Origin of the sequence: Paraburkholderia sp. A1BS-2L, from assembly GCF_051125205.1 — a bacterium.
In the GTDB taxonomy this organism is placed as follows: Bacteria; Pseudomonadota; Gammaproteobacteria; order Burkholderiales; family Burkholderiaceae; genus Paraburkholderia.
Map to the genome: position 1 here is coordinate 3,172,843 of NZ_CP120428.1, position 17,822 is coordinate 3,190,664.

The 17,822-nt window shown below is 63.8% G+C and carries 16 protein-coding genes; 4 read left to right on the forward strand and 12 right to left on the reverse strand.

Annotated elements, in window-relative coordinates; translation table 11 throughout:
* Positions 1 to 5: 5 nt before the first annotated feature.
* From P5W98_RS14485 to P5W98_RS14535, 11 genes are all read right to left on the reverse strand, one after another.
* Positions 6 to 752, reverse strand: a complete 747-nt coding sequence (locus P5W98_RS14485) for an ABC transporter ATP-binding protein (RefSeq protein WP_421025077.1) — start codon at positions 750 to 752, stop codon at positions 6 to 8.
* Complete coding sequence (locus P5W98_RS14490; protein WP_421025078.1) at positions 752 to 2,539, reverse strand: branched-chain amino acid ABC transporter ATP-binding protein/permease; 1,788 nt, start codon at positions 2,537 to 2,539, stop codon at positions 752 to 754. The genes P5W98_RS14485 and P5W98_RS14490 overlap by 1 nt, the downstream gene beginning before the upstream one ends.
* A 4-nt stretch (positions 2,540 to 2,543) precedes the next feature.
* The gene (locus P5W98_RS14495) at positions 2,544 to 3,599 is read right to left on the reverse strand and encodes a branched-chain amino acid ABC transporter permease (protein WP_421025079.1); all 1,056 of its coding nucleotides are present in this window, start codon (positions 3,597 to 3,599) and stop codon (positions 2,544 to 2,546) included.
* Positions 3,600 to 3,833: 234 nt separating this feature from the next.
* Positions 3,834 to 5,003: an ABC transporter substrate-binding protein gene (locus tag P5W98_RS14500; RefSeq protein WP_421025080.1), complete on the reverse strand. Its 1,170-nt coding sequence runs from the start codon at positions 5,001 to 5,003 to the stop codon at positions 3,834 to 3,836.
* A 232-nt stretch (positions 5,004 to 5,235) separates the two neighbouring features.
* Positions 5,236 to 6,402 carry an ABC transporter substrate-binding protein gene (locus P5W98_RS14505; protein ID WP_434718088.1) on the reverse strand — a complete coding sequence of 389 codons (1,167 nt, stop codon included), beginning with the start codon at positions 6,400 to 6,402 and terminating at the stop codon, positions 5,236 to 5,238.
* A gap of 667 nt (positions 6,403 to 7,069) precedes the next feature.
* Positions 7,070 to 8,041, reverse strand: coding sequence for a branched-chain amino acid ABC transporter permease (locus P5W98_RS14510; protein ID WP_421025082.1), 972 nt, complete (start codon positions 8,039 to 8,041; stop codon positions 7,070 to 7,072).
* Positions 8,041 to 8,925 (reverse strand): branched-chain amino acid ABC transporter permease, encoded by an 885-nt coding sequence (locus P5W98_RS14515; RefSeq protein WP_421073843.1) that lies wholly within the window; start codon positions 8,923 to 8,925, stop codon positions 8,041 to 8,043. Before P5W98_RS14515 ends, P5W98_RS14510 begins: the two co-directional genes overlap by 1 nt.
* Before the next feature lie 136 nt (positions 8,926 to 9,061).
* Positions 9,062 to 10,279 carry an ABC transporter substrate-binding protein gene (locus P5W98_RS14520; protein WP_421025084.1) on the reverse strand — a complete coding sequence of 406 codons (1,218 nt, stop codon included), beginning with the start codon at positions 10,277 to 10,279 and terminating at the stop codon, positions 9,062 to 9,064.
* Between the two features lie 112 nt (positions 10,280 to 10,391).
* The gene (locus tag P5W98_RS14525) at positions 10,392 to 11,153 is read right to left on the reverse strand and encodes an ABC transporter ATP-binding protein (protein WP_421025085.1); all 762 of its coding nucleotides are present in this window, start codon (positions 11,151 to 11,153) and stop codon (positions 10,392 to 10,394) included.
* Positions 11,150 to 11,929, reverse strand: a complete 780-nt coding sequence (locus tag P5W98_RS14530; RefSeq protein WP_421025086.1) for an ABC transporter ATP-binding protein — start codon at positions 11,927 to 11,929, stop codon at positions 11,150 to 11,152. Before P5W98_RS14530 ends, P5W98_RS14525 begins: the two co-directional genes overlap by 4 nt.
* A 334-nt stretch (positions 11,930 to 12,263) precedes the next feature.
* The gene (locus P5W98_RS14535) at positions 12,264 to 13,970 is read right to left on the reverse strand and encodes a GMC family oxidoreductase (RefSeq protein ID WP_434718089.1); all 1,707 of its coding nucleotides are present in this window, start codon (positions 13,968 to 13,970) and stop codon (positions 12,264 to 12,266) included.
* Positions 13,971 to 14,141: 171 nt separating this feature from the next.
* Here P5W98_RS14535 and P5W98_RS14540 point away from each other — a divergent pair, with 171 nt between their 5' ends.
* Positions 14,142 to 15,029: a LysR family transcriptional regulator gene (locus P5W98_RS14540; protein WP_434718090.1), complete on the forward strand. Its 888-nt coding sequence runs from the start codon at positions 14,142 to 14,144 to the stop codon at positions 15,027 to 15,029.
* A 205-nt stretch (positions 15,030 to 15,234) separates the two neighbouring features.
* The gene (locus P5W98_RS14545; protein WP_421025089.1) at positions 15,235 to 15,762 is read left to right on the forward strand and encodes a class IV adenylate cyclase; all 528 of its coding nucleotides are present in this window, start codon (positions 15,235 to 15,237) and stop codon (positions 15,760 to 15,762) included.
* Positions 15,763 to 15,795: 33 nt separating this feature from the next.
* On the opposite strand, the gene P5W98_RS14550 is transcribed toward P5W98_RS14545, so the two are convergent.
* Positions 15,796 to 16,287, reverse strand: coding sequence for an Lrp/AsnC family transcriptional regulator (locus tag P5W98_RS14550; RefSeq protein ID WP_065062258.1), 492 nt, complete (start codon positions 16,285 to 16,287; stop codon positions 15,796 to 15,798).
* A gap of 141 nt (positions 16,288 to 16,428) precedes the next feature.
* On the opposite strand from P5W98_RS14550, the gene phhA reads away from it, so the two are divergent.
* Positions 16,429 to 17,361 (forward strand): phenylalanine 4-monooxygenase, encoded by a 933-nt coding sequence (gene phhA / locus P5W98_RS14555; RefSeq protein ID WP_421025090.1) that lies wholly within the window; start codon positions 16,429 to 16,431, stop codon positions 17,359 to 17,361.
* Positions 17,362 to 17,501: 140 nt separating this feature from the next.
* Entirely contained in the window at positions 17,502 to 17,813 is a 312-nt protein-coding gene (locus P5W98_RS14560) for a 4a-hydroxytetrahydrobiopterin dehydratase (RefSeq protein ID WP_434661305.1), read from the forward strand.
* Positions 17,814 to 17,822: the final 9 nt, after the last annotated feature.

Sequence of the window (17,822 nt, forward strand, 5' to 3'; positions counted from 1 at the left end):
CGAGATCAGACCTGCTTTTTAGCCAAACCAAGGTAAGTCTCGATCACCCGCGGATTCTGCGCCAGATCTTGCGCCGGCCCCTCGAGCGCCAGATCGCCGGTTTCCAATACGTAGCCGTAATCGGAAATCTGCAGCGCGGCGCGAGCGTTCTGTTCGATCAAAAGCGTCGCCACGCCCGTCCGTCGCAAGGCGCTGATGATATGGAAGATTTCCTTGACGATCAGCGGTGCAAGCCCGAGGCTAGGCTCATCGAGCATCAGCAGATCCGGCTTGCCCATTAGCGCACGCCCGACCGCGAGCATCTGGCGCTCGCCGCCCGACAGCGTGCCCGCAGCCTGGGCGCGCCGCTCCTTCAGACGCGGAAACAGTTGAAAGACGTGATCGAGTTGGTCGAGAAAGTTGCGCTCCCCTGCCCGCTTACGCCGATAAGCGCCGAGCACGAGGTTGTCTTCGACGGTCATTGAAGCAAACAGCTCGCGCTTCTCGGGCACGAGACACATGCCGCGAGCGACGCGTCGCTCGATCGGCAGCATGCCGATTTCCTCACCCTGATAGGCGATCCGGCCGCTGGCATAGCCCGTGACGGGCAGCGAACCCATGATGGCGTTGAGCAGCGTGGACTTGCCAGCTCCATTGGGGCCAATCACGGAGACGATTTGCCCCGCGCCCACCTTGATTGCGGCCTTGTGCAGCGCCTCGATTTTGCCGTAACGGACGGCGAGCCCAGAGACTTCGAGTACAGGTGCGCTCATCACTCCACCCCGCCCAGATAGGCCTCGAGCACCGCCGGGTCCTGCTGCACGTCTTCCGGCAATCCTTCCGCGATCCGCGTGCCAAACTCCATCACGACCAGGCGGTCGGTGAGGTTCATCACGAAATCCATGTCGTGTTCGACCAGCAGCACGCTCATCCCCTCCTCTCTTAGTCTGCGTAGCAGACCCGCCAACTGTTGCTTCTCCTTGTAACGCAAGCCGGCTGCGGGCTCGTCGAGCAACAGCAGGGTCGGATCGCAGCAGAGCGCCCGCGCAATCTCCAGAATGCGCTGCTGGCCGAGCGCGAGGCTGCCGGCCTCGTCGTACATGTGCTGCTCGAGGCCGACGCGGCGAATCTGCCTGGCCGCCTCGCTCATCAGACGCCCTTCCTCCGCAGCATTGAGCTTTACGACGCTGCGCAGCACACCCGAATGGCCGCGCAGATGCGCGCCAATCGCCACGTTCTCCAGCACGGTCATCGTCGGCAGCAGCTTGACGTGCTGGAACGTCCGCCCGATACCGCGCGCGACGATTTCACGTGAAGTCAGCTTGTCGATGCGCTCGCCGCGGAACGTAATCGCACCGCTGGTCGGTTGCAGCACGCCGGTCACGAGGTTGAAGGTGGTCGATTTGCCCGCGCCGTTCGGGCCGATCAAGCCGATGATCTGCCCCGCCCGCACCTCGAAACTCACATCATTGACGGCGACGAGCCCGCCAAACTGCTTGCGCGCCTTATCGACGGTCAGCAGCATTTCGCCCGCGGCTGGCTTGCTGCGCTGCGGCAAGGCCTCGGCATGCTCGGGCACGTGAGCCTGCGGCCCGCGCGGAAAGAAGCGCGCCACGAACGGCCACACGCCGCGCCGAGCATATTGCAGCAGCAGCACCATCAAGATGCCGAACACGATGATCTCGAAGTTACCGTTCTCGCCCAACAGCTTCGGCAACAGCGTCTGCAGCCAGTCTTGCAGCACGGTGAGGATCGCAGCACCGAGGACCGCGCCCCAGACGTGCGCCACGCCGCCCACCACGGCCATGAACAGGTATTCGATGCCGTGGTTCAGGCCGAAGGGCGTCGGGTTCACCGCACGTTGAAGATGGGCGTAGAGGAAGCCGGAGACCGCCGCGAGCACCGCCGCGTAAACGAAGATCACCACGCGCATCCACGCCGTGTTCACGCCCATCGCCTCGGCCATCAAACCACCGCCGCGCAAGGCCCGGATGGCACGGCCCGTGCGGCTATTAAGCAGATTCTGAACAGAGATGACCGACGCCAGCACCACCACCCAGATCAGGTAATAGATATGGCGTCCCGATTCGAGCTTGATGCCGAGCACGTTGAGTACCGGAATGCCATTGATCCCGTCGTACTTGCCGAGCATCTCAAGGTTGCCGAACAGGAAGAACAGCGCGAGGCCCCAGGCGATGGTGCCGAGCGGCAAGAAGTGGCCGGAAAGCCGCATGGTGACGAGCCCCAGCACGAGCGCGACAAGCGCCGTGATCACGATGCCGACGATCAACGCCAGCCACGGCGAGACACCGTATTGCGTGGTCAGGAAAGCCGTCGCATAGGCGCCGAGCCCGACGAACGCGGCCTGCCCGAAGCTTGTCATCCCGCCGATGCCGGTGAGCAGCACGAGCCCGATGGCGACGATCGAATAGAGGCCGATATAGTTGAGCAGCGTGATCCAGTACTCGGGCACGTGCACGGGGCCTGGCAGCACCGGCAGCGCGAACATGACCACGAGGAACAGCCAGAAGAAGCGGTTGTGCAAAACGAGTCGTTTCATCGCGTCACTCCTCTTCCTCTTCGGCATGCGGCGTGGAAAGACTGCGCCACAACAGCACGGGAATGATCAGTGTGAACACGATCACTTCCTTGTAGGAGCTTGCCCAGAACGACGAATACGACTCCAGCAGGCCCACGAGCACGGAGCCGGCAGCCGCAAGCGGATAACTCACGAGGCCGCCTATGATGGCGCCCACGAAGCCCTTCAGACCGATCAGGAAGCCCGAGTCGTAGTAGATGGTGGTGAGCGGCGCCACGAGCACGCCGCACAGCGCGCCCAGGCCTGCCGCGAGCGTGAACGCGAGCCGCCCGGCCTGGGTCGTGCCGATGCCCACGAGGCGCGCGCCCAGCCGGTTCACCGAGGTCGCGCGCAGCGCCTTGCCCGGGATCGTGCGGTCGAAATAGAAGTACAGCGAGACGATCAGCACCACCGCAGTGCCGATGACCCACAGGCTCTGCCCCGAAATCGAGAGGCTTCCGACGTTGAACGTTGCGTCGGTGAATGCGTTCGTGCGCGAACCTTCGGCGCCGAACATCACGAGCCCGAGCCCCACCATCGCGAAGTGCACGGCCACGGCCACGATCAGCAGCAGCAGCGTGGTCGCCTCGGCGATGGGCTCGTACGCGAGCCGGTAAACGAACGGCCCCATCGGCACGACGATCGCGAGCGTGAGCGCGATCTGCGCGAGCATGGGCAGCGGCTGCCCGGCTACGCCGCGCGTCAGCGCATAGAGCGCGACAGGAAACAGCAGATACTTGCCCGCGAGCGTCACGAGCGTGCGCGGCGCGTGCTTGCGCCGTTCGGCGTGCCGCACGACCCCGGCAGTCTCCACCACGAAGCACGCGGCGCCCAGCGCAACGAGCAGCCAGCAGGTTGCGGGAAACTTCTGCGATTGCAGCGCGGCCAGCGTGAGCGCGCCGTATGAGACGAACTCGCCCTGCGGAATGAAGATCACCCGCGTCACGGAGAACACCAGCACCAATGCGAGCGCAAGCAGTGCGTAGATCGCTCCGGTGGTGATGCCGTCCTGCGCGAGGATCGCGGCGATCGATAAATCCATAACCCCTCTTTGTGTAGCGCGTGAAACCAGGAACAAGCCGGATACGTCGAAAAAACCGGCGATGCAAGAAAAGCGCGCGGCGCAGCCGCCGGGCTGCGCCGCCTTAAAAGAGACACCGCGAAGACGCGGTGCGCGGCCATTGTGAGTGACCGGAATGAACCGCAAGTGTTGAGGGCGCGGCGTGCGTTTCACGTGACGCCGCGCAGCGTCACGCCACTACATCGTGCGCGGCGCTCACTCGGCCTGCAACTTCCACTTGCCGTTAACGATCTCGACAATCACGCGCGCGCGCTCGTCGAGGCCGTTGTGATTGGTGGGTGTGGTGTTCATGATGCCGTGCGAGAGCGGCAGTTCCTTGACGTTTTCCAGCGCGTCGCGCAGCGCCACGCGGAACGCCTCGGTACCGGGCTGCCCGGCCTTCAGCGCCACCGGAATCGCGCGCTGGAGCATCTGGCCCGCGTCCCAGGCGTGGCCGCCGAAGGTCGCCACGGAGCCCGCGCCGTAGGCCTTCTCGTAGGCCGCCTTATACGCTAGCGCCGACGTCTTCACAGGGTTCGAATCAGGCAGTTGATCCGCAACCAGAATCGGGCCCGCGGGCAGGATCTCGCCTTCGCAGTCCTTGCCGCACACACGCAGGAAGTCGTTGTTCGCTACGCCGTGCGTCTGATAGATCTTGCCCTTGTAGCCGCGATCCTTGAGCGTGGTCGCGGGCAGCGCCGCCGGCGTGCCCGAGCCTGCGATCAGCACGGCGTCAGGATTCGCCGACATCAGCTTGAGCACCTGCCCCGTGACCGACGAATCCGCGCGGTTATAGCGCTCGTTTGCGACAACCTTGAGATTATGCTTCGCGGCCGCCGCGCCGAATTCCTTGTACCAGCTCTCGCCGTAGGCATCCGTGAAGCCGATGAAGCCCACCGTCTTCACGCCATGCTTCTCCATATAGCCCGCGATCGCATTGGCCATCAGGTCATCGTTTTGCGGCGTCTTGAACGCCCATTTACGCTTGTCGTCCATTGGCTGCACGATGGCCGCCGACGCCGCAAGCGAGATCATCGGCGTCTTGCCTTGCATCACGACGTCGAGCATCGCCAGCGAATTGGGCGTCACCGACGAACCGATGATCGCGTCCACGTGATCCTCGTCGATCAGCTTGTGCGTGTTCTGCACGGCCTTGCTCGTGTCGGAGGCGTCGTCGAGCACGATGTACTGCACGCTCTTGCCTGCGATCTCCTTGGGCAACAGCGCCACGGTGTTCTTCTCCGGAATGCCGAGCGACGCAGCCGGCCCCGTTGCTGACAGCGTCACACCGATCTTCACCTGCGCGGCGGCCATGCCTGCCGCCCCCATCAGCGCCGCTGCGAGTCCGGCGCTAATCGATCTCAAAACCCACTTTTTCGTTTTCATTGCGCGTCTCCAAACGCTTTGTCTGCGTGTTATAGAATCATCCGGCGCCAATTACTATGATCTTCGTAAATCCAGCGCTGGCCTCTGAGTGTAGTAATCAGGGTCCTGCATGTGATGCATGGTTTTCCCTGCCCGCCCCGCTTCGTTGCATCGGCAACAAAAAAAAGGCACCTCGATTCGAGCGTGCCTTTTTCGTCTCTTGCTTGCTGTGCTTGCGCGTTCCTCGTGAAACTCAGTCGCCGGCCAGCTTCCACATGCCGCCGCTAATCTGCACCATCACGCGCGCGCGTTGATCGAGGCCCGCATGATCGTTTGCGCTCATGTTGAAGATGCCATGCGCGCCAGCAACGTCGTGCGACTCCTCAAGCGCCTTGCGCAGCGCCTCGCGGAACGCCTTCGTGCCCGGCTGGCCCGCCTTCAGCGCGACCGGAATCGCGTGCTGCAACAACAGGCCCGCGTCCCACGCATGACCGCCGAACGTCGAGATCGAGCCCGGGCCATAGGCCTTTTCGTAGGCCGCCTTGTATGCGAGCGCCGATTGCCTGACCGGATTCGAGGCCGGCAACTGGTCGGCCACAAGCAGCGGCCCCGCCGGCAGATAGGTGCCCTCGCAATCCTTGCCGCACACACGCAGGAAATCGTTGTTCGCCACGCCATGCGTCTGATAGATCCTGCCCGCGTAGCCACGCTCCTTGAGCGTCTTCTGCGGCAGCGCGGCCGGCGTGCCCGCGCCGGCGATCAGCACGGCGTCGGGATGCTGCGAGATCATCTTGAGCGCCTGGCCCGTGACCGAAGCGTCGTTGCGCGCGAAGCGCTCGTTCGCCACGATCTTGATGCTCTGCTTCGCGGCAGCGGCGCTGAATTCCTTGTACCAGCTCTCGCCATAGGCGTCCGAGAAGCCGATGAAGGCCACCGTCTTCACGCCGTGCGCGGCCATGTGCTGCGCGATGGCGCCGGCCATCAACTGATCGTTCTGCGGCGTCTTGAAAACCCAAGCGCGCTTCGCATCCATCGGCTCGACGATCGTGGCCGCAGCGGCCATCGAGATCATCGGGGTGGACGTTTCGGCAGCGACGTCGATCATCGCGAGCGAATTCGGCACCACGGTCGAGCCGAGCAGCGCGTCCACGTGCTCTTCGCTCGTCAGCTTGCGCGCGTTCTTCACGGCCTGGGTGGAATCGGTGGCGTCGTCGAGCACGATGTACGCGACGCGTTGGCCGGCGATTTCCTTCGGCAGCAGCGCGACCGTATTCCTCTCGGGAATCCCCAGCGATGCCGCCGGCCCCGTGGTCGACAGCGTCACGCCGATCTTCACGTCCGCCTGCGCCGCACCTGCGGTCGCCGCGAGCACCCCGGTCGCGACACAAGCCGCGCTCATCCAACGCCAAACCAACCGCATCTCGACTCCTTCGACAATCGTTCTCTTTATTGCCCCGGATTTTCGGCGAATCCGTAAAACCATCCGGGCAGATAATGCTGACCGCATGGTCGGCGAATGGCGAGTGTAACGGAGCGATGTTTGGCGCAGCAAGCGCTTTCCAATGGCTTACGGCGCGAATGCAACGCCTGGCAGGGCTCACGCTCGCTGCGGCAACGTTTGCTTAATTCGAAACGTGAAAGAATGCGGACGTAATCGTCGAAAAGCGCCGATTATTGGCGAACGCCATACCGAGGTAACGAGAGGGAAAAGAAGAAAAACCGGAAGGGAAAAGATAATCTGGAAGCGAGAACGTATGCCAGCCAAAAAACGGCGCACGAATATAAAAAGCGCTGTTGGATTTCCATCCAACAGCGCTTCCTTGTCCGGGCACTTTGTGCCTCAGTTGTCTCCTCGTTCTCCACCTGCAAATTTGGTGCATCAGAACTAGGTAAGACTTTAAACTTCACCCCCCTATCGGGCAACTAGCATTTACCCCTAGTGGTGCAGTGCGGCACCTTAAGAGGGCAACTGCAAGGGCACCGCGCGAGCGCTGCGGGAGCGCTCCACGGGCGTTCTGGCGTGCCATTGTCTCATTGCCGCCGACCAAAAACCATGAAGCCGGACGTTCATTTGCTGCGCCGCTCTATCAAGCCCGCAACGGCCGCACGCGCGAGACGATCTCGCCAACGATGCCGCGCCGGAACGCCAGCACGCACGCGATGAAGATGAGGCCGGTCACGATCGTCGCCGACTCGCCCAGCGAGCGGAACCAATCCACGCCCGTCAGATGCGCGAGCGCGGTGCCGATGTCGCCGAGCCGGTCTTCGAGCGCCACGATCAACGCCGCCCCGAGCAACGGCCCGAACAGCGTGCCCATGCCGCCCACGAGCGTCATCAGGATCACAAGACCGGACATGGTCCAGTAGGCGTCGCCGAGCGTCTCGAAGCCGAGCACGAGCACCTTGAGCGCCCCGGCGAGGCCCGCGAGGCCCGCCGAAAGCACGAACGCGAGCAGCTTGAAGCGATCGGTGTCGTAGCCGAGCGAAACGGCGCGCGGCTCGTTCTCCTTGATCGCGCCCAGCACCTGCCCGAACGGCGAGTGCACGGTCCGCACGATCAACATGAACGCGAGCACCATCACCACGAGCACGACATAGTACAGCGTCAGATCGGAGTCGAGCGAGACGAGCCCGAACAGCTTGCCGCGCGGCACGCCCTGGAGGCCATCTTCGCCGTGCGTGAACGGCGCCTGCAGGTACACGAAGTACACCATCTGCGCGAGCGCGAGCGTGACCATCGCGAAGTAGATACCCTGGCGGCGGATCGCGAACAGTCCCACGATCAGCCCGAGCGCCGTGCCCGCGACCGTGCCGGCCAGCACGCCCAGCTCCGGCGTGAAGCCGAGCGACTGGATCGTGTAGCCAGTGGTATAGCCCGCCGTCGCGAGGAACATCGCATGCCCGAACGAGAGCAGCCCCGTATAGCCGATCAGCAGATTGAACGCCGCGGCAAACAGCGCGAAACACAGCACCTTCATCACGAAGAGCGGATACGCGCCGACGAAAGGCGCCACGATCAGCCCGATCAGCAGGACGCCATAAAGCACTTTTCTTTGCATCACCGTTCCTTGCCGAAGAGGCCAGCGGGGCGAATCAGCAGCACGATCGCCATGATCACGAACACCACGGTAGCGGAAGCCTCAGGCCAGAACACGCGCGTGAAGCCTTCGATCACGCCGAGCAGGAGGCCCGTGATGATCGAGCCCATGATCGAGCCCATGCCGCCGATCACGACCACGGCGAACACCGTGATGATCATCGGCTGGCCCATCAGCGGCGAGACCTGGATGACCGGCGCGGCCAGCACGCCCGCGAACGCGGCAAGCGCAACGCCGAAGCCATAGGTGAGCGTGATCATGAGCGGCACGTTGATGCCGAACGCCTCGACGAGCTTGGGGTTCTCGGTGCCGGCGCGCAGATAGGCGCCAAGGCGCGTCTTCTCGATCACGAACCAGGTGGCGAAGCACACGGCCAGCGATGCGACCACGACCCACGCGCGATAGTTGGGCAGATACATGAAGCCGAGATTGGTCGCGCCCGAAAGCGCGTCGGGCACGTTATACGGCTGCCCCGAGGAACCGTAGATCGAGCGGAACACGCCTTCCACCACGAGCGTGAGCCCGAAGGTCAGCAGGAGTCCATACAAATGATCGAGCCGATAAAGCCAGCGCAGCATCGAACGCTCGATCACGACGCCGATGAGACCCACCAGAATGGGCGCGACGAAGATCATCACCCAGTACGGCAGGTCGAAGTAAGCGAGGCCCATCCACGTGAGCATCGCGCCCAGCATGAACAACGCGCCGTGCGCGAAGTTGATCACGTTGAGCATGCCGAAAATCACCGCGAGGCCCAGGCTCAGGATCGCGTAGAACGAGCCGTTCACGAGCCCGAGCAACAACTGGCTCAGCATTGCCGGAAGCGGAATGCCAAAGATCGTCATGAAAGCCGCCATGAATGCCAACAACGGTTATGCACACAAGCAGCGCGCGGCGCGGGCTTCTCTTGCGCCGCGCCGCGTGCAGCATGCCTGACACCCCTGCGTCACACCCTTCGGGTCCGACAAAACGCCAGGGCGCTTACTTCCACAGCGCGCATTTGCTCTCCTGCTTCGTGGTGTACGCCTGCTCGCCCGGAATCGTCTGCAGGACCTTGTAGTAGTCCCACGGCTTCTTCGATTCGGACGGCTTCTTCACCTCGACCAGATACATGTCGTGGATCAGCACGCCATCCGCGCGAATGTAGCCGCCCTTCGTGTACATGTCGTCGATCTTCGTCTTCTTGAGCTCGGCCATCACCTTGTCGGAATCGGTCGTGCCGGCCGCCTGCACCGCCTTCAGATACGAGGTCACTGCCGAATAATCGGCCGCCTGCAACTCGGACGGCATCTTCTTCGTCTGGTCGTAGTAGCGCTGCGCCCACTTGCGCGTCGCGTCGTTCTGGTCCCAGTACCAGCCGGTCGTGAGCACGAGGCCCTGCGTGGTGTCGAGCCCGAGGCTGTGCACGTCGGGCAGGAACATCAGCAGCGCGGCGGTCTTCATCGTCTTGTTGATGCCGAATTCCTTCGCGGCCTTGATCGCGTTGACCGTATCGCCGCCCGCGTTCGCGAGGCCGAGAATCTGCGCCTTCGACGACTGCGCCTGCAGCAGGAACGACGAGAAGTCCGACGCGGAGAGCGGATGGCGCACTTCGCCGAGCACCTGGCCACCGTTCGCCTTCACGACATCCGCGGTGTTCTTCTCGAGCGACTTGCCAAACGCGTAATCGGCGGTCAGGAAGAACCAGCTCTTGCCGCCCTGCTTGAGCACCGCGAGGCCCGTGCCCTTCGCGAGCGCCACCGTGTCGTAGCCGTAGTGAACCGTGTACGGGGTGCACTGCTCGTTCGTCAGCGCATCGGTGCCCGCGCCGGTGTTGATGTACACGCGCTTCTTCTCGAGCGCGACCTGGTTCATTGCCAGTGCGGTCGCCGAGTTCGTGCCGCCGAGCAGCAGGTCGAGCCCGTCACGGTCCATCCATTCGCGCGCCTTCGACGCCGCGATGTCCGCCTTGTTCTGATGGTCGGCGTACACCACCTGGATTGGCTTGCCGAGCACCTTGCCGCCGAAGTCCGCCACCGCCATCTTGATGGCGGCGAGGCCGCCCGGGCCGTCGTCGTCCGCATAGAGGCCCGACATGTCGGTGATGAAGCCGATCTTCACCGCGTCGTTGGCGGCCTGCGCGGTCCCTGCGCTGAACGCCATCACGGCAGCCGAGGCGGCAAACAGGCCCGCAAGCCGCGCGAACGTGGTTTTCTTCATTGCAGTCTCCTTCATTTGGTTGCGTTGTTATTCAGGAACACTCCATGAACACCGGAGGCAAACGAATCGCGCGGCGCGGTCCTGCGCCCGCACGCGACAAAAGAAATGGGAACTAGACCCCCAACAGGTCATGCAGCACGGGCATCTTGCCTTCGAGCTCGGCAATGCCGAAGCGCTCGACGATGCGCCCGTGCTCCATCACGTAGAAACGGTCGGCGAGCGGCGCCGCGAAGCGGAAGTTCTGCTCGACCATCACGATCGTGTAACCGCGCGACTTCAACGTGATGATCATGCGTGCGAGCGTCTGCACGATGACCGGCGCAAGGCCCTCGGAAATCTCGTCGAGCAGCAGCAGGTTCGCGCCCGTGCGCAGGATGCGCGCCACGGCGAGCATCTGCTGCTCGCCGCCCGAGAGTCGCGTACCCTGGCTGTTGCGGCGTTCCGCGAGATTCGGGAACATCGAGTAGATCTCGTCGAGCGACATCCCCTTCGCGCCCTTCATGCCGATCGCGGGCGGCAGCAGCAGGTTTTCCTCGCACGAGAGGCTTGAGAAAATGCCGCGCTCCTCGGGGCAGTAGCCCACTCCGCAATGCGCGATGCGGTAGGTAGGCATATGAATGGTCTCGCGCCCGCCAATGCGGATCGACCCGGTGCGCCGGCCCGTGAGGCCCATGATCGCGCGCAGCGTGGTCGTGCGCCCCGCACCGTTGCGCCCGAGCAGCGTGACGACTTCACCGCGTTTCACGGAAAAATCGACGCCGTGCAGGATGTGCGATTCGCCATACCAGGTTTGCAGGCCCGCGATTTCGAGGGCGCTTTCGCCGGATGCCGCATTCACGGCCGCTTCGTGCCCATGTTCCGTCACCGTGCTCATGCGTGCGCCCCCACGAGCGCCGCGTCGGCACTGCCCATGTACGCTTCAGCCACGAGCGGGTTCTTCGACACTTCCGCGTAGCTGCCCTCCGCCAGCACCTCGCCGCGCTGCAGAACCGTAATGGTGTCGGAAATGCCGGCGATCACGTTCATGTTGTGCTCGACCATCAGGATCGTGCGTCCGCTCGATACCTTCTTGATGAGCGCCGTGACGCGGTCCACGTCTTCGTGACCCATGCCCTGGGTGGGCTCGTCGAGCAGCATGAGTTCGGGCTCCATCGCGAGCGTGGTCGCGATCTCGAGCGCGCGCTTGCGTCCATAGGCGAGTTCGACGGTCGGCACGTCGGCGAAATCGGTGAGGCCCACCTGGGTGAGCAGATCCATCGCGCGATCGTCGAGTTCGGCGAGCGTGCGCTCGCTCTTCCAGAAGTGATACGCGGTGCCGAGTTGGCGCTGCAGGCCGATACGCACGTTCTGCAGCGCCGTCAAATGCGGAAACACCGCCGAAATCTGAAACGAGCGAATGATGCCGCGCCGCGCGATCTGCGCGGGCCGCTCATGGGTAATGTCGATGCCGTTGAAGACGATGCGTCCCGAGCTCGGGACCAGAAATTTAGTTAGGAGGTTGAAACAAGTGGTCTTGCCCGCGCCATTCGGTCCAATGAGCGCGTGAATCGAACCGCGGCACACCCGCAGGTTCACCCCGTTGACGGCCGTGAAACCTTTGAATTGTTTCGTGAGGCCGCGTGTCTCCAGAATCGTGTCGCCGAGAATCATGTCCCCTTCCACGCGAAGTAAGGCGTAACACTTCAGATCGTTCGTGCTGGGCAGTGCCCGACTTTGCACGACGCGCCATGTTTGGGCGCGCGTTTGCCCGCTCTCTCATTCCGCGCCATTGTCTCGCCAATGATGCAGCGCAATCATTGGGATTTGCACTTACGGGTGAGCAACACGGTTCACATTCTCTCAACGCGCAATTTGATAGCAAATAGCAGCATGAAGGCATCGTGATGACATCGATTTGAATGCACCGCGATTGCGCGCAAGACGTGGCAAAGCGCTTGCGCCGCCTTGCGCGGCGCAAGTCCTGGATAGTGGTCCGAAACGCGCGTCACGCAGGTGTCGCAGACGCACTCGCCTCATTGCGCACGTTCGTGGATGCGCCTGTCCGACGGTCTTCGCGCAGCATCTGCGCGGCGCGCTCCGCAATCATCAGCGTGGGCGAATTCGTGTTGCCCGAGGTGATGATCGGCATCACCGATGCATCCACGACACGCAAGCCCTGCACGCCGCGCACGCGCAGCCGCGCATCGACCACGGCGTCCGGGTCGTCGGCGCGGCCCATGCGGCAGGTGCCCACCGGATGGAAAATCGTCGTGCCCACGTTGCCGGCCGCCTCGCGCAGTTGCGCCTCGCTCTGGAACGCGGACCCCGGCAGAATTTCCTCCGGACGATAACCCGCGAGCGCAGCCGAGGCCGCTATGCGACGCGTAAGCCGCATGGCATTCGCAGCCACGCGCAAGTCTTCCTCGGTGGACAGATAGTTCGGCGCAATCACGGGCGCGTCCTCGGGGTTAGCCGACACTGCATGAATGCTGCCGCGCGATGTGGGCTGCAAATTGCAGACCGATGCCGTGAACGCGTTGAAGCGATGCAGCGGCTCGCCAAAGCGATCGAGCGAAAGCGGCTGCACGTGATACTGCAGGTCGGGACGCGTCTTGCCTGGATCGGACTTCGCGAACGCGCCGAGCTGCGAGGGCGCCATCGACATCGGACCGCTCTGGAACAGCCCATATTCCATGCCGATCATCAGCTTGCCCCACCAGTGCGCGGAGGCCGTGTTGAGGGTGCGCACGCCGTTCACGCGAAACGCCATGCGCAGTTGCAGATGGTCCTGGAGGTTTTCGCCTACTCCGCGCAAATCCTGCACGACGCTCACCCCGAGCCGCGCGAGCCGCGCCGCATCGCCCACGCCGGAGCGCTCCAGCAATTGCGGCGAGTTCACCGCGCCCGCGCTCAGAATGACTTCGCAGCGCGCTCGCGCGAAATACGCAACGTCGCCGCGATATTCCACGCCCACGCAACGCGTGCCCTCGAAGATCATGCGCTCGGTGAGCGCGCCCGTAATCACGGTGAGATTGGGCCGCTTCATGGCCGCTCGCAGAAAGGCCTTCGAGGTGTTCCAGCGCACGCCGTGCTTCTGGTTCACCTCGAAATAGCCGACGCCGCCGTTCGGGCCGCCGCTGTCGCCGCGATTGAAATCGTCGACAGCGGGAATGCCCTGCTCCTGCGCGGCTTGCGCGAACGATTCGAGAATCCGCCACTTCAGGCGCTGCCTCTCGACGCGCCATTCGCCGCCTGCGCCGTGATACGCGTTCGCGCCGCCGTGGTGATCCTCGCTGCTGCGAAACACGGGCAGCACCGCATCCCACGACCAGCCCGAGTCGCCGGTCACGCGCGCCCATTCGTCATAGTCCTCGCGCTGGCCGCGCATATAGATCATGCCGTTGATCGACGACGATCCCCCCAGCACGCGCCCACGCGGATACGACAGCGCCCGGCCGTTGAGGCCTTCCTCGGCAACGGTTTTGTAGCGCCAGTCCGTGCGCGGATTGCCGATGCAGTACAGGTAGCCGACCGGGATATGTATCCAGTGATAGTCGTCCTTGCCGCCCGCCTCGATCAACAGCACCGAGACATCGGGGTCTTGCGTGAGGCGGTTGGCGAGCACGCAGCCCGCCGAGCCGGCGCCGACGATCACATAATCGAATTCGCCTTCCAGGCGGCGCGTGGGTGCGTCGCGTTCTTGTATGGCCATGGCTGGGTGTCTCCTGTCGATGGGGCCTGGCGCCTTCGTGCCAGGTTCCATCCCGTGCAGAGCTTTTGTGCTCGTAACGCCTGTTCTTTGCCAGTTAGCGTAATCGCGCAAGGCATCGGCGATCCAATGATTAATCCTCAACAGAGATATAAGACGAGTTAATATCAGCGCATGGACCTGACCTTGTTGCGCGCATTCGTGACGGTCGCGCGAGAGGGCAATCTCACGCGCGCGGCCACGCATCTGCATCTGACCCAGCCGGCCGTGAGCCTGCAGATCAAGCATTTGCAGGAGACGCTCGGCGTCACGCTTTTCACCCGCACCTCGCATGGCCTCGTGCTCACGCGCGACGGCCAGGCGCTGCTGCCGCACGCCGAGCGCGCACTCGCCGCCGCCGGCGACGTACAGCGCGCCGCCGCCGCGCTGCGCCACGAGGTGCGCGGCCGGCTGCGCATCGGCACCATCCTCGACCCCGCGTTCCTGCGCCTCGGCGGCTTCCTGCGCCAGCTCGTGGAAACCTGGCCGCAGATCGAGACGGCGCTGCGTCACGGCATGTCGGGCTGGGTGCTCGACCAGGTGCGCGCCCGCGAACTGGACGTGGGCTATCACATCGGCCAGCCCGCGCCCGATCCCGACATCTTCCACACCCTCACGCTCACCCGCTTTCAATACCGCGTGCTCGCGCCCGCCGGCTGGAAAGACCGCGTCAAGGGCGCGCGCGACTGGCGCGCGCTCGCGGCCCTGCCGTGGATCTGGACGCCGCCCGCGTCGGCGCATAACCGGTTGCTCTCGGGACTCTTCGAAGCCGCGCACGCCAAGCCCGTGAAAGTCGCCGAGGTGGACCAGGAGCCGTCGATGCTCGATCTCGTGAAATCGGGCGTGGGACTCTCGCTGGCCCGCGAGCCCACCGCGATCGCCGAAGCACACGCGCATGCGCTCACCATCGTCGAAGGCGTGACGGTGCCCACCGAACTCACTTTCATCACGCTCGCCGCGCGCCGCGACGAACCGGCCATTGCGGCTGCGCTCAAGGCCATCGAAACGCAATGGGCGATATGAGCCGTGCTCATGAACGTGTGCACGACAGAGGCGGGTGAAACCGCGGGTGTAACAGCGCGGTCACACAAGTTTTGCTAGATTCGCAATTCGCTCCGCGTTTTGCGCGCCCTGGCCACCTGATACACCCGATGCGCGCGAATGCAGGCATGGAGGCGCGGCGCGTTCCTGGCCTCGCCCATCGTTTCCCGTCCCACTGGAGCCGTGCATGGCCCGCAACATCGAAATCAAAGCCCGCGCCCGTCATTTCGACGCTCTGCGCGAACGCGCCGCCCAACTCGCACCCGACGCGCCGCTGATCTTTCGCCAGCAGGATTTTTTCTATGATGTGCCGCGCGGCCGCCTGAAGCTGCGCCAGTTCGACGACGGCACACCGCCAGAGCTGATCTTCTATCAGCGCGACGACCGTGACGGCCCGAAAGCCTCGTACTACACGCGCAGCCCCGTCACCAATGCCGAGGCGATGCACTCGCTGCTCGCCACGGCGCTCACGACACGCGGCATCGTGTCGAAGGAGCGCCACGTGTATCTGGCGGGCCGCACGCGCATCCATCTGGACCGCGTGGATGGTCTGGGCGACTTCGTCGAGCTCGAAGTGGTGCTCGGCCCCGAGGACGACGAGCAAGGCGGCGAAGCCGAAGCCCACGCAATGTTCAGGCAGCTAGGCGTGGATGAAAGCGATCTGGTGGCCGTGGCCTACGTCGATCTGCTCAACGCGCCAGCCGTGGCGGCCTGAGCGGCCGGCAGCGCACGCCTCGCGGCGCCGGATTCAGGGCGCCGCCGCGCCGGGCTCCAGATGCCCGAGCGGCAGCGGACCATTGCGTTTGAAGGTCGTGAGCACGATGTTCGAGCGCACGCTATCCACGCCGGGCACCCGCATCAGCTTCTTCATGACAAACGACGACAGCGCGTTCAAATCCGGCGCCACGATGCGCAGCAAATAGTCGGCGTCTCCCACCACGGCATGGCATTCGAGCACCTCCGGCAGCACGTCGATCTGCTGCTGGAACTGCTCGATGATCGAATCCCCGTGATGCTTCAATTTCAGGCTCGTGAACGCGGTCACGCCCAAGCCCAGCTTTTCGGGCCGCAGCACGACGCGATAGCCGTCGATCACTCCCGACGCCTCCAGCCGCTGCAGCCGCCTGCCGATCTGCGAAGGCGAAAGCGGCACCTGCTCGCCCAGTTGCTGATGCGTGGCGCGGCCAAAGCGCTGCAAGACATCGAGCAGCGCAAGGTCGAAATGATCGAGTTCGAGCATGAAAAAAATCCGCATTAATGGGTTTAATAATGCTCGATTATTGCATATATAACGTCTTACTTGCCTCTAATGCGCGCATGCCGCGCCTGCTCCGCTCTACACTTGCGTCTTCACCCGCATTTTTATCGGAGCGCTACAAACATGGCTGCCGCTGCCACCGCGAAGCTGCAAGAGGAGTTCGACGCGGGCCTCACGACCCGTCCCGACTTCACCATCGACCAACCGCTCGAACGCTACGACGCAGTCGATCACGCCGTCTGGGACCAGCTCTACCGGCGGCAGACGGCGCTGCTCGAAGGCCGCGCCTGCGAGGCGTTCATCGAAGGCGCACACCGCATTGGCCTGGACGTCGCGCACGTGCCGGTGTTCGACGCTGTGAGCGAACGGCTGATGGCCGCGACCGGCTGGCGCATCGTGGCGGTGCCGGGGCTCGTGCCCGAGCGCATCTTCTTCGAGCACCTGGCGCACCGCCGCTTCCCGGTCACCTGGTGGATGCGCCGCCCGGACCAGATCGATTACCTGCAAGAACCGGACTGCTTCCACGATCTGTTCGGCCATGTGCCGCTGCTGACCGACCCCGTTTTCGCCGATGGGATCCACGCTTACGGGCAAGCCGCGCTTGCCGTAGACGAAAACGCGTTGCCGCTGCTCGCGCGGCTCTATTGGTACACGGTGGAATTCGGCCTGATACGTGAGACATGCGGTGATACAAGCGGTGATACAAGCGGCGACGCAAACGCGCCGCATGGCGTGAAGATTTATGGCGCGGGCATTGTGTCGAGCAAGGGCGAATCGCTCTACAGCGTGGAAAGCGCCGCGCCCAACCGGCTGGCCTTCGACCTCGAGCGCGTGCTGCGCACGCGTTATCGCATCGACACGTTTCAGAAGACCTATTTCGTGATCGACTCGTTCGCGCAGTTGTTCGACGCGCTGGGCACGGGCATTGCCGCGCATCTAGCAGATCCCGCGCCGCTCATTGCCGCCGCGCCCTACACCGCTGGCGACGTGCTGCACAGCGACACGGTCTACACACTCGGCACGCGCGAAGGCTGGCTCGACGACGGCGACGTCTAAGCGCGCCATCCGACCGGACGCGCGAATTGCCGCACCACTGTCCGGCTAGCTCGCGCAGGTTGCCCATCCGTGAAAAAATGGCCTATTGACCTGGCGCGTTTGCCGGGCCCGGAATACACCCAGCACAGACAGGTGCCACGATGATCAATCGACTCACATCCGAAGAGCGCGCCACGCAGCTCGCCGAACTCCGCGGCTGGCATGCCGTCGCGGGCCGCGACGCCATCCAGCGTCATTTCCGTTTCGCCGACTTCAACGAAGCCTTTGGCTTCATGACGCGCGTGGCCATCAAGGCGCAGGAAATGAATCACCATCCCGAATGGTTCAACGTCTACAACCGCGTCGAAATCACGCTTTCGACCCACGAGGCCGACGGCCTCACCACGCGCGACATCCAGCTCGCGCGCTTCATCGATTCGATCGCGCCCGGCCCCCTCGCCGCCTCGGCCTGAATGAAGATC

Excerpts from the sequence above, each read along its gene's own strand:
- P5W98_RS14550 (WP_065062258.1), bottom strand. The coding sequence starts at position 16,287 with ATGCTCGAACTCGATCATTTCGACCTTGCGCTGCTCGATGTCTTGCAG.
- P5W98_RS14540 (WP_434718090.1), top strand. The coding sequence starts at position 14,142 with ATGGACCTGACCTTGTTGCGCGCATTCGTGACGGTCGCGCGAGAGGGC.
- phhA (WP_421025090.1), top strand. The coding sequence starts at position 16,429 with ATGGCTGCCGCTGCCACCGCGAAGCTGCAAGAGGAGTTCGACGCGGGC.
- P5W98_RS14520 (WP_421025084.1), bottom strand. The coding sequence starts at position 10,279 with ATGAAGAAAACCACGTTCGCGCGGCTTGCGGGCCTGTTTGCCGCCTCG.
- P5W98_RS14530 (WP_421025086.1), bottom strand. The coding sequence starts at position 11,929 with ATGATTCTCGGCGACACGATTCTGGAGACACGCGGCCTCACGAAACAA.
- P5W98_RS14535 (WP_434718089.1), bottom strand. The coding sequence starts at position 13,970 with ATGGCCATACAAGAACGCGACGCACCCACGCGCCGCCTGGAAGGCGAA.
- P5W98_RS14495 (WP_421025079.1), bottom strand. The coding sequence starts at position 3,599 with ATGGATTTATCGATCGCCGCGATCCTCGCGCAGGACGGCATCACCACC.
- P5W98_RS14505 (WP_434718088.1), bottom strand. The coding sequence starts at position 6,402 with ATGCGGTTGGTTTGGCGTTGGATGAGCGCGGCTTGTGTCGCGACCGGG.
- P5W98_RS14545 (WP_421025089.1), top strand. The coding sequence starts at position 15,235 with ATGGCCCGCAACATCGAAATCAAAGCCCGCGCCCGTCATTTCGACGCT.
- P5W98_RS14485 (WP_421025077.1), bottom strand. The coding sequence starts at position 752 with ATGAGCGCACCTGTACTCGAAGTCTCTGGGCTCGCCGTCCGTTACGGC.
- P5W98_RS14525 (WP_421025085.1), bottom strand. The coding sequence starts at position 11,153 with ATGAGCACGGTGACGGAACATGGGCACGAAGCGGCCGTGAATGCGGCA.
- P5W98_RS14490 (WP_421025078.1), bottom strand. The coding sequence starts at position 2,539 with ATGAAACGACTCGTTTTGCACAACCGCTTCTTCTGGCTGTTCCTCGTG.
- P5W98_RS14515 (WP_421073843.1), bottom strand. The coding sequence starts at position 8,925 with ATGACGATCTTTGGCATTCCGCTTCCGGCAATGCTGAGCCAGTTGTTG.
- P5W98_RS14500 (WP_421025080.1), bottom strand. The coding sequence starts at position 5,003 with ATGAAAACGAAAAAGTGGGTTTTGAGATCGATTAGCGCCGGACTCGCA.
- P5W98_RS14560 (WP_434661305.1), top strand. The coding sequence starts at position 17,502 with ATGATCAATCGACTCACATCCGAAGAGCGCGCCACGCAGCTCGCCGAA.
- P5W98_RS14510 (WP_421025082.1), bottom strand. The coding sequence starts at position 8,041 with ATGCAAAGAAAAGTGCTTTATGGCGTCCTGCTGATCGGGCTGATCGTG.